The sequence below is a fragment of the Streptomyces sp. SID3343 genome, from assembly GCF_009865215.1.
Lineage (GTDB): Bacteria > Actinomycetota > Actinomycetes > Streptomycetales > Streptomycetaceae > Embleya.
The window spans coordinates 1-9,777 of record NZ_WWJX01001597.1 but is presented as its reverse complement, the minus strand read 5'-3'; the positions used below and the strand labels follow the sequence as shown (position 1 = coordinate 9,777).

The 9,777-nt window shown below is 70.8% G+C and carries 13 protein-coding genes; 4 read left to right on the top strand and 9 right to left on the bottom strand.

Annotated elements, in window-relative coordinates; translation table 11 throughout:
- From GT354_RS50650 to GT354_RS50610, 9 genes are all read right to left on the bottom strand, one after another.
- Nucleotides 1-835 (bottom strand): hypothetical protein (locus tag GT354_RS50650; RefSeq protein ID WP_161365038.1); only part of this gene is annotated, 835 nt, incomplete at its 3' end.
- Between the two features lie 80 nt (nucleotides 836-915).
- Nucleotides 916-2,121 carry a hypothetical protein gene (locus tag GT354_RS50645; protein WP_161365037.1) on the bottom strand — a complete coding sequence of 402 codons (1,206 nt, stop codon included), beginning with the start codon at nucleotides 2,119-2,121 and terminating at the stop codon, nucleotides 916-918.
- Nucleotides 2,122-2,235: 114 nt separating this feature from the next.
- A complete protein-coding gene (locus tag GT354_RS50640) occupies nucleotides 2,236-3,486 on the bottom strand; it encodes a hypothetical protein (RefSeq protein ID WP_161365034.1) in 1,251 nt (416 codons plus the stop codon).
- Nucleotides 3,483-3,950 (bottom strand): hypothetical protein, encoded by a 468-nt coding sequence (locus tag GT354_RS50635; RefSeq protein ID WP_161365032.1) that lies wholly within the window; start codon nucleotides 3,948-3,950, stop codon nucleotides 3,483-3,485. The genes GT354_RS50640 and GT354_RS50635 overlap by 4 nt, the downstream gene beginning before the upstream one ends.
- Before the next feature lie 107 nt (nucleotides 3,951-4,057).
- On the bottom strand, nucleotides 4,058-4,483 hold the full coding sequence (locus GT354_RS50630) for a hypothetical protein (protein ID WP_161365030.1): 426 nt from the start codon (nucleotides 4,481-4,483) through the stop codon (nucleotides 4,058-4,060).
- Entirely contained in the window at nucleotides 4,474-5,157 is a 684-nt protein-coding gene (locus GT354_RS50625) for a hypothetical protein (protein ID WP_161365028.1), read from the bottom strand. Before GT354_RS50625 ends, GT354_RS50630 begins: the two co-directional genes overlap by 10 nt.
- The gene (locus GT354_RS56985) at nucleotides 5,154-5,786 is read right to left on the bottom strand and encodes a phytanoyl-CoA dioxygenase family protein (RefSeq protein WP_161365026.1); all 633 of its coding nucleotides are present in this window, start codon (nucleotides 5,784-5,786) and stop codon (nucleotides 5,154-5,156) included. The genes GT354_RS50625 and GT354_RS56985 overlap by 4 nt, the downstream gene beginning before the upstream one ends.
- A 38-nt stretch (nucleotides 5,787-5,824) precedes the next feature.
- A complete protein-coding gene (locus GT354_RS50615) occupies nucleotides 5,825-6,892 on the bottom strand; it encodes a hypothetical protein (RefSeq protein ID WP_161365024.1) in 1,068 nt (355 codons plus the stop codon).
- A gap of 421 nt (nucleotides 6,893-7,313) precedes the next feature.
- Nucleotides 7,314-7,970 carry an ATP-binding protein gene (locus GT354_RS50610; RefSeq protein ID WP_161365022.1) on the bottom strand — a complete coding sequence of 219 codons (657 nt, stop codon included), beginning with the start codon at nucleotides 7,968-7,970 and terminating at the stop codon, nucleotides 7,314-7,316.
- A 232-nt stretch (nucleotides 7,971-8,202) separates the two neighbouring features.
- Between GT354_RS50610 and GT354_RS50605 the strand changes: the two genes are divergently transcribed.
- The 4 genes from GT354_RS50605 to GT354_RS56220 all read left to right on the top strand — a co-directional run.
- A complete protein-coding gene (locus tag GT354_RS50605; RefSeq protein ID WP_161365021.1) occupies nucleotides 8,203-9,072 on the top strand; it encodes a helix-turn-helix transcriptional regulator in 870 nt (289 codons plus the stop codon).
- On the top strand, nucleotides 9,069-9,296 hold the full coding sequence (locus tag GT354_RS50600) for a DUF397 domain-containing protein (RefSeq protein ID WP_161365019.1): 228 nt from the start codon (nucleotides 9,069-9,071) through the stop codon (nucleotides 9,294-9,296). Before GT354_RS50605 ends, GT354_RS50600 begins: the two co-directional genes overlap by 4 nt.
- A complete protein-coding gene (locus GT354_RS50595; RefSeq protein WP_161365017.1) occupies nucleotides 9,293-9,514 on the top strand; it encodes a DUF397 domain-containing protein in 222 nt (73 codons plus the stop codon). Before GT354_RS50600 ends, GT354_RS50595 begins: the two co-directional genes overlap by 4 nt.
- 67 nt (nucleotides 9,515-9,581) lie before the next feature.
- The coding region (locus GT354_RS56220) for a helix-turn-helix domain-containing protein (RefSeq protein ID WP_161356922.1) at nucleotides 9,582-9,777 on the top strand (196 nt) is incomplete at its 3' end.

Here is a 9,777-nt window from a genome sequence, read left to right as displayed (position 1 = left end):
GGTGCGGTCGGGGACTGCTGGTCCAGGTGCCGTCGCCAGCCAAGAGCAGGTGGTCGCAGTCCAGGTTCCCGTGGACGAGGACGCGCCGGTCCTCGTGGTCGCGCGGGCGGTGGTCGTCCAGACCCGCCGAGAGCCAGTCCATCCTGTCGAGGAGGGCCTGACGGTTTTTGATGTGGGTCCAGCCGGTGCCGATGTCGTCGAGCCATGCGGGCACGGGCCTGTGCCAGAGCAAGCCGAACGCGCCCTCGACACCGACCCGGCCACCGCATGCGGGGATGGTCACCGCCTTGGCGAGGTCCGGGTCGCGCGTGGCGGCGAGGTCGGCCCACAGATGCTCCAAGAGCGCGCCCGTGCGATCGGGGTGTTCCAGGACGGCCGCCGACAGGCTGGCCCCGGCCGGCCGTTCGGTGATCGTGACTGGCCCGTGGGACCCGAGGAGGCGGGGATGGTCGAGGCCGGTGGCGCGAGCGAACGCGAGCGCGTGGGCGAGGTCGCGTTGGACGCGCAGGCCGACGCGATCGTGGCTGTGCCGCAGTAGCGAGGTCACCGGCGTACAGACGGCTTCCGCGTTGTGCAGCAACGCGGCGACGGGGCGCCCGTACGCCATGCGGATCGTCACCGGCGTGCCGTCGACCACGGCCGCCAGGGTGTGGCCGGACAGGTCGCCCGGGTCGGGGCCCCAGACGATGTCCGCGTCGTCGAGGAGCTGTCGGGCGGTGACGCTCATGCGATGCGTCGCCCATTCCCGGGCTCGGCCGGCGTCCGCCAGTCTGCGTCGCGCGATGGCCGCGTGGGTCGAGGACCGCGTGGTGGGCCAGGTGACTCGATCGTGCACGTGCACCTCCTGTGCGAGGTCGGTGGGGCCGGTGTCGGACCCGGGCCGTGCGCCCTTGGGTGTGGCGGCGCGCAGCCGGGTCAGGCGCGGGCGGCCGTAGTGACGCGGGCGAGGGCGTGCGCCAGCGCGGTCGCGGGTGGGGTGTCGGCGCCGACCAGGGCGTGTGCGATCCCTTCGGCGATGTCGAGGGTCTCTACGGCGCGTTCGGCCAGGCCGTGTTGAGCCGGGGTCAGGACCGGCACGTCCGGGGGCAGCGCGAGGTGGCCGGCCAGGGTGGTGAGGGTGTCCATCGCCCACAGGCGCAGCACGTCGCGCAGCGCCTGGGCGCGGCGGATCTCGTGCGCGGCCAAGGGCCCTTCGCTGGCGGTGATCCACGCGTACAGGTCGGTGGTGACGGTGTCGGCGACACCGGCGTCGGTGCGGGAGCCGATCAGGTGTTGGGTGGTGCGGCTGAGGAGTGTGGCCAGGTCGGAGTGTGGGCCGGCCAGGTGCGGGCGCGGGCGGGAGGGGACGGGCGCCGCGGGGTGAACGAGGATGTCGGCGGGGTCGAGTCCCCCGTGGGCGAGCACCCGAGCGGAGGTTCCGGGTGCGGTGAGCATGATCCGCACGGCGATGTTGACCAGGCGCGCGCGCAATCTCGCCAACGCGCCGCCGGTGGTCCATCCCCGGCCGGCCTCGGCGATGTGGTCGGGCAGCGGGTCCGCGACCCAGGTCCGGGCGAACTGCGTCTCGATCGAGCCGTCCCGGTCCAGGGGCGCGGCCGCGGCCATGCGGTTCGCGGCGCTCGCCCGTCGCGCCGGGGCCAGGGACTCCCACAGCCGGTCGAGGTGGTCGACGACGCGATCCGGCGTGTCGAGGATCCCCGAGGCCAAGGTCGCGGCGGTAGGAGTGCGTTCGACGATCAGGACCGGGCCCTGTCGAGCCAGGACTGCGGGGGCGGAAGGGCAGCCCGTCGTGGCCAGGACGGCGCGGTGGGCCACGGCGCGGGCCGTCTCCACGCTCGCGCGGTCGTGCGCGGCGGCCAGGCGCGCGGCGAGGGTCGTGCCCTGTTCGTGCAGCAGCTTGGGCAGCGTGGTGCCGTAGGCCAGGGACATCGTCACCGGGAGTGGCCCCTGGCCGGGCCGGTGCAGCAGGGCGTCGCGGGTGTGGTGTGTGGGCGTCGGGTGGGTCTCGCCCCACTCGATCGTGCCTTCGAGCAGGGTGGGCACGATCGCGCCCAAGCGGGCGTCGGCGTGTGCGGTCGCCTGGGCGTGGGCCTGCCGCAGCCGGGCCTGTTGGATGGTCATAGTCCTGTCCGGGATGGAAACGAGTGGAGGAGGAGAACGAGTGGGTGGCTGGCGGGCCGGGATGTCGCGCCGGTGGCGGTGCTTGCTTTCCTTGCTGCCGGGAGCCTGCGGTGGCTAGGCGCGGGCGGCGTGGGCGACCAGCGCCAGCGCGTCGGCGAGCTGGGTACGCGGGGAGCCTTCGCCCTGCATCAGGCCGTGGGCGATGCGTTCGGTGACGTCCAGGACTTCGGTCGCCCGTTCGCCGAGACCGCGTCGTGTCTGGTCGAAGACCGGCAGGTCGGGTGGTAGGGCGAGCACGTCGCCCACGACGGTGAGGGTGTCCATCGCCCACAGCCGCAGGACCTGACGCAGCGCCGAATCGCTCTGCTCGCCGCCAGAGTTGAGGTTGAGGGGGTTCGTGCTCGCGGATATCCACTCGTGGACGCCGGTGCAGACGGTGTCGGCGGTGGTCGTGCCGGGGCGGGTGCCGATCAGGTGGTGGGTGATGCGGCTGAGGAGCATCGCCAGGTCGGAGTGCGGCACCGCGAGGTGGGGTTGCGGATGGGTGAGGATCATGCCTTGGGAGCGCAGGACGATGTCTCGCGGGTCCAGCCCCCCGTGCGCGAGGGCGGTCTCGCCGACGGGTGGGCCAGCGAGTCCGATACGAACCGCGATGTGTTCCACACGTGGGTGAAGACTCATGCCCGCCCGCCAACGGGTCCAGCCGTCCGTCGGCCGGGCAGAATCGTTCAGGGCGGACCGCGCGCGATCGAATCGGGCCGGGATCGAGTGCCGCTCGTCCAACGGAGCCACGGCGTCGAGCCGGTGAACCGCGGCGGAGGTGCGCAGCGGCGCGAGGGTGGACCACAGGCGGTGCAGGAGGGTGCCGGTGTTGCCGGGCTGGCGCACCAGCGAGGCGGCCAGGCTCCGCTCGTGGTGGTGGGGGACGCGTTCGAGGACCATGACGGGCCCTCGGTGGGCGAGGATTCGGGAGGTGGGCACGAGGTCGGCGAGGACGGTGCGATGCGCGGCGGTGCGGCACGCCTCGGCCTTGGCTCGGCGGGCGTTCGCCGCGACGAGGCCGCGGGCGTTGCCGTGCAGCAGCTCGGGCCACGGCAGCCCGAAGTCGAAGGCCACCAGGACCTGGGTGGGCGGGGCGCCATCCTGGTGGAGGCGTGCCTCCCGCACGTGGTGGGTCCGGCCGGGCAGGGTCTCGCCCAGCTCCGTGACCGCGCCCGGGAACAGAACGCCGAGGGCCTTCTTCAGGTGGGAGTCGGCCACCTCGACGGCCTGGGCGTGGGCGAGCGCCGGCACGTCATCGGCGGGGTGAACAACGTGGGTCATCGTGCGGTCCAGACTCTGGGGCGCGGACGGGTCGGCGGTCACGGGGTCGGTGGCGTCGTGTGACGTGGGTCGGCTTCGGTGGGTGGGTCGTCGGTGCCGATCACCCATGCCTGCCGGTAGGTGCCGTGGTGGCGGCGCAGGCGGAACGCGCCCTCGGTCACGCGTTGCCAGGGCAGGCCACGGCGAGTGGTCAGGTCCCGCACCGTCGTCAGGATCTCGGCGGACGCCTGTGCGGTCTCGGCGTTCGTGCGCGCGTGGAGGAGCCGGCGCACGCTGATCAGGAGCATGTCCGGAAGCAGGTCGTCGGCCTCCTGGGCGTGAGCCGGGCGCGGGTGGGTGCCGGGGTGATCGCGCCGGGCGCGATCACCCCGGTCGTGTTCGCGGACCAGGAGGAGCCGGGGACGGCGCCGGCGACACCAGCACGGTGTGGTGTCCGTCGGCGCGAGGGCGGGGACTTCGGTGTACGGGCCGGTCACGGGCTCGGGTCGGGGACCGGGGTCGGGCATGCGGTGCCGCCTTTCTGGTCTGTGCGCGGGCGTGGTGGCATTGCCGCATCAGCGCTGGAAGCGCTGTTCGGTGCTCTTCCACGAAGTGACGGGAGGCACGGTGGGCGTCAGCCCGGGGTCTGCCAGGTGGTGATCACTCGTGCGCCGGTACGGCCGAAGGGCCGCCACCCCACCGTGGGCGGCGGGGTCCGGCGGGTCCCAAGGGTGGTGGGCGCACGGCCTGGGCGGTGCAGGTTGTGCAGCGCTGCGGGCGTCGCCCGGTGACGGCCGCCTCCGGGCAGGTGGGGCCTGCGCGGCATGCGATGTCCGAACGCCGCCCGGATGGCCGCGATCGCCTGACCTGCGGTAACCACACGTGCCGCGCCGGGATCGTCGGGAAGGGCGACGACGAAGCGCAGTGCGCGCTCGGGGTGGACGTTGACGATGGGTACCGGGACGGAGTTGCCGCGCAGGACCGACTCCGTTGCCAAAGGTCTGCGCCCGGGCGGGGTGGAGGGGTACGCGGCCTCGTGTGGGGCCGGGGTCAGGGCCACGGGATGTCTCCGGGTTCGGGGCGGCGGTAGGTGAGGACGGCTGAGACCCGCAGGTATCGGGACTGGTTCTGACCGGTGCCGATCCGCAGGAGCGGGTGCACCGCGACGACGCACGGCCCCGAGCCGCCGCACCCGCCCACCCGCGCTCGGCGTCCTGCCCACCACCGGGACCAGCCTCGGCGGGGCAGGGACGCATCACGGGTGTGGCTGCGCAGCGCGACCCGCAGGTGCCAGGAGCCGTCCCGCTGGAGGGGGATCCACAGGTGGACGCCGTCGTCGGGCATCGAACCTGCGGGTTGACGAGGGGAAGCGGGCGCCAGGGGTGGGGGTGGGCTGTGCGGAGGCGCGTACGTCAACGCGATGCGGACCGGCTCGACCGGACCGCCCAGCACCCGAGCCGCCCAGAGGGCCGGCTCGACGTCGTGCGCCAGTTCGTTGAAGAGCACGGACAGCGCCCCCACGTCGTCGAACGTCACGGGCGCCGATGCCGTGTCCGCCGGCCGGCGAAGCCCGTGCCCCCGTGCGGGGGCCCACCGCTCGTACAGGCGAAGAGCCTCCGCCTCCAGGCGCGCGACGCGGTCCTCGGCCAGGACGTCGCCCAGTTGCGCGTATCCCTCACGCCGATACGCGCGCCGCGCCGCTTCACCGCCGGGGTCCGGCACCGGCGCGGTCACGATTGCACCGTGCCGGTGCTCGACGTTGTGGGAGGGCCGAGGCGTCGATAGAGGATCCGCACGACAAAGAGGTCTCGGCCGCCTGCGTTGTTGGCCCACCCATGCGGTAGCCACCCGTGCGTGAGCAGGATGTCACCCGCGCACAGACGGATGTGGCGCGCGCCTGCGGCCGGCAACGCTGCGGGGTCTGCGCTTGCCGGATCACCGTGGTGTTCCAGCGCCCGGTCGTGGGCGCGGGGGTATGCAGTGACGCAGCCGTGTCGTGCGTGCAGCGAGTCCAGGGCGACGTACGCGCACATGTGTTTGTCGGGGTCGAAGCCGCCCACGACGGCGTCCTGAGCGGGGGCCTGCGCGAACGCGTACGCCGGTAGTTGCAGGAGCGCGCACGCCACCATCTCGACGCGGTCGGCAGCCAGCTCCCGGCGGACACCGACGAGGAGTGTGTCGGACCCGGCCAGGACTTCGATCTCCCGCGAGCGTAGGTGCGCTGCGACGACGAGCCCTGCCAGCCGGCCGGCGTTGCGGTCGACGGGGACGGGAGCGATCAGGCGGGTGGCCTCGTCGCGGATGCGTTCGGCCCAGCCCCAGCCGATCTCGCCCTCGACCAAGGCGTACCCGAGATGGTTCACCCCGGTGCGCGTGGTGGATCCTCTCGCGTGGCTTGTGATCACGATTCCTCGCAGGCAATGGGCGGTCGGGGTGCGGTGGCGGGTCGTGCGGTGCGAGTGATGGGTGGGTTGGGCCGCGCGGACGGGGTCAGGTCCCAGGTCCGGAGTGGCGTACCCCCCATGTCGACGAGAGTGACGAGGGTGCGACCGCTGTCGAGCGTGAGAGCGAAGCGGTCCAATTGCGGACGGCCCATGGCCACGTGGAGTCCGTAACTCAGGCCCAAGGCGATATCGCTGTGCCGGTCCGATCCGCGCACGGGGTCGATGGCGGACTCGACGCAGGTGGGGTTCGGCAGGAAGGCGAAGAGATCGAAGCCCTTCGCGCCGCGTTCGGTTAACAACGGACCGCCCGCCCGATCGGGGTGGTTCCAAGGGCCGAACGCGGCGGGCAACGAGACGAATCGGCCGGTCGCCCCGGGCCCCTCGCTGTTCCTGTCGACGACGGCGAGGGCCTGGCCGATTGACGTGAGGAGGCGACCGCCAGGGCACAGGGCCTGTACCCACAGGTCGGGGACGTGGCCGGTAGTGCCGGTCACGACGATGTGATCCCAGCGGCCTGCAGGCAGCCGGTCGCGTGCGTTGGCGATCTCGACGCGGGCGGAGGAGAAGGCGGCTCCGAGCCTGGTTGCGGCTTCCGCGCCGATCGCGGGTGTGGGCTCGCACACCGTGACTTCGGGGCGCGTGGGGTGCGCGGCGATCACGGCCGCCTCCCAGCCGCCGCGTGCACCGATCACCAACGCGGTCTGTCGGGCCCGCAGTTCGAGGTGCACGAGGAGGGCGGCGAACCCCAGTGCGGGCGCCCAGGTGACGGTGCTGCCGTCGGGGGAGGTCGTCGCCAGGACACCGGTGGCGGCGAGCGTGGCCCAGTAGGCATCGGCTTCCGGGCCGTCTGCCGTCACGCTCCCGTGTGGGAGGGCAATGGTGAGGGCGTACGCGGATCGGGGCGTCGCCGCGAGCGCACTCGCCCAGCCGGTGTCGCATAACGCGGGTGCGCAATCGAGGAGTTCGCGAAGGTGCGCGCGGTGAGTCTCGGTGGGCGTGAGTGGGGCGCGAGTGGTAGTCAACACGGTGGTGCCTTCCTGAGCGGTGCGCGAACGCGGTTAGACCGTGAGGGCGAGGGTCTGCGCGGCCGGGTGCTAATCGGCTTTGGGCCCACAAGCGCCGGACGGGGCGGGTCGCGCGACGGGCCGATCGGTGATCCATGTCCGGTGCGATCGGGCGAAGAGATCGTTCGCGCGGGGTGACGAGAGGCAGGGCGTGGGCGGGCAACAGCCACACCGTCATGCCTGCGGCCCGTGTCTCCGGCCCGACGCGAACGAACGCCGGCGCCGGACCACCAGGCGTGTTCGTTCTCGGTGGCCCGGCTGCGATAAGAGTGCAGGTTGTCCGGGCTCCGGCTCCCTATTGGTCTCCGAGAAGGGGAAGACGCGGTGGGGATCGGGGATGGGAGGGGACGACGACCGGCTGCCCCGGACGTAAATCTGCGATCTACCCTGGCGGTGCCACCAGGGTCAGCGGCTCGTCGGTGCTGTGCCGGTCTCGTTGAGCCTTCGTTGTCAGGGTTGAGGACGAACCGCGAGGATGCCTTGGCCGCACAAGGCGCGAGACCGCTATCGGCGGATTCAGATGTTGACCGCTGGCTATGTCGCCGGTTGCCGCCTCGCCTCTGTACGAAGCCACGGATGGGGCGTCGTGCCAGGAAGGGCGGTCAAGAGAAGCGTGTTGGCGCACTGTGAGCGTTTCGGCGTCGGACGGCGTCGGAAGGACGAACCCGACCCGGATCCATTTGCCGCCGCTCGGTGTCGGTCCGTAGCCCAAATCGTCGGCCAGGATCGAGGCGATTTCCAGCCCACGCCCGTTCTCGCCGTCGACATCGGGTTCCAGGCGCAGTGTGCCCCAGGGCAGTACCACGAAATCGTCGTCCGCCACCGCGAACAGCAGGCGCCGTCCTTCGACCCACCAGAACAAGGTGATGGATCCCTTGGTGTGCTTCAACGCGTTGGTGACCAGTTCAACGACGACGGACAGAGGATCGTCGTCGGGCAACGCACCCACAGCAGCGCACACTTCGCGGGTGTGCAGACGAGCGTTCTTGGCTGAGAGCTTGGTTCTCGGCAGATCTAGTCGTTGAGCGGGCAGTTCCATGCGCTTCTCCCTGCGGGTCGCACGGGCATCGCGAACAAGCCGTCTCGTGATCACAAAGACGCAGACGGTGACTGGAAATCACTGTGGAGCCCCTGGGTGCGTCGCGTCAAGCCTATGACTGGCATCATGCCAATTTCATCCCAACGGGGAGGCGGGGCGGGTAGCCTGCCCGCGCCTCCGCAATGCTGTGCGTACACACCACCGTCGTGAGGTCACATCGGATGGAGACGCCATGGCTGCCCTCGAAATGAGCCCGCAGGTCGCACGCCGCGAACTCGGCAAAGAGCTTCGCCAACGGCGCGAGAGGGCGGGCCTCACCGCCGAGGAGGTAGCTGAGGAGGTCGACAGCAGCCAGTCGCAGGTCACGCGCGTCGAGAGTGGCGACCGCACCTGCTCCAAGGAGCTGTTCGCGAGGCTGCTCGCGCTCTACGAGGTGGAGGGCGCGCCACGAGATCGGTTGACCGAGCTGTTGACCATCGCCCGCAGGCGGCAGGTGCCTTGGTATCGCAAGCGGTACGGCGATCTGCTGTCCAAGAACTACGACCGAGTACTCGGCTTCGAAGAAGACGCCACGCACCGCCTCGACTATCAAGCCGTTCTGCTGCCCGCTCACCTGCAGACGCGCGAGTACGCGTTTGCGGTCACCGGGTCCGGTTGGGCCGCGCTCGGACCGGATCAGATCGACGGCCTCGTCGAAATCCGCATGGCTCGGCAACTGCGCCTCACCGGTGAGAACCCGCTCAACCTCGACTGCGTGATCACCCAAGCCGCCCTGACCTTCCACGTCGGCGGCCGAGACGCGATGAAACAACAACTTGGGCACCTGCTCGAAGTCACCGAGCTCCCCAACATCAGCCTTCGCATCATCCCCTGGGAAGGCGGGGAGAACGGAACACAGAACGGCAGCTTCAACATCTTCAAGTTCGCCGACGGCCTCGATGACGTGGCCTTCGCCGAATCCGTGGCCGGTAGCGTCCTCCTGGACCAGCCCATGGACCTGCGCCGGGTCAACCGGCTCTTCACGAACCTGGCCGCGAAGGCTCTCTCGCCCGAGGAGAGCCGCGACCTGATTACCAACGTTGAGAGGGAACTGACCGCATGAACCCGAACACCCTGTACAGCGCCTCGTTGGACGGTGCCACCTGGTACAAGAGCAGCTACACCGCCAGCAACGACCAGTGCGTGGAGATCGCCGAACTCTCGGCGTTGCCCGCGGTCGCGATCCGCGACTCCAAGAACACGGATCTTCCGGCAAGCCGCGTCTCGGCGACGGGATGGGCGGCGTTCGTGGGGGCCCTGAAGGCCGACGCCCTGGTCACAGCATGAGCCAGAAGGCAGACCTCTACGCGCAAGATCTGAGCGAAGCGGTGTGGCTCGCTGCTCCGGGCTCCCCGGTAGAGGACCGAATCGAGATCGCCGAGCTGGGTGATGGAGCCATGGCCCTGCGGAATCCGGCCGATCCCCTCGGCGCGATCCAGCGGTACACCGCCGAGGAATGGCAGGCATTCATACGCGGTGTCCAAGACGGTGAATTCGACCGTTGATACGACGGAGGGCCCCAAGCGACTTAGGTTCTAGTGGTCGTCGCAACACCCCAGTTCAGGGGGTGCGATGGACTTCGAGGTTCGTGCGGATCGGCGGCCCCAGGGCCCGAGGAAACTGGTCGGTGAGCGGGCGGAATACCTTCGGCTCGTGGATCTTGGGATAAGCAACACGGAAGCCTGCCGGATCGTGGGCATCAATCGCCGTACCGGCAAGCGATGGCTCTACGGCCGGCAGGCATCCGGGAAGAACAAGGCAGCGGCGC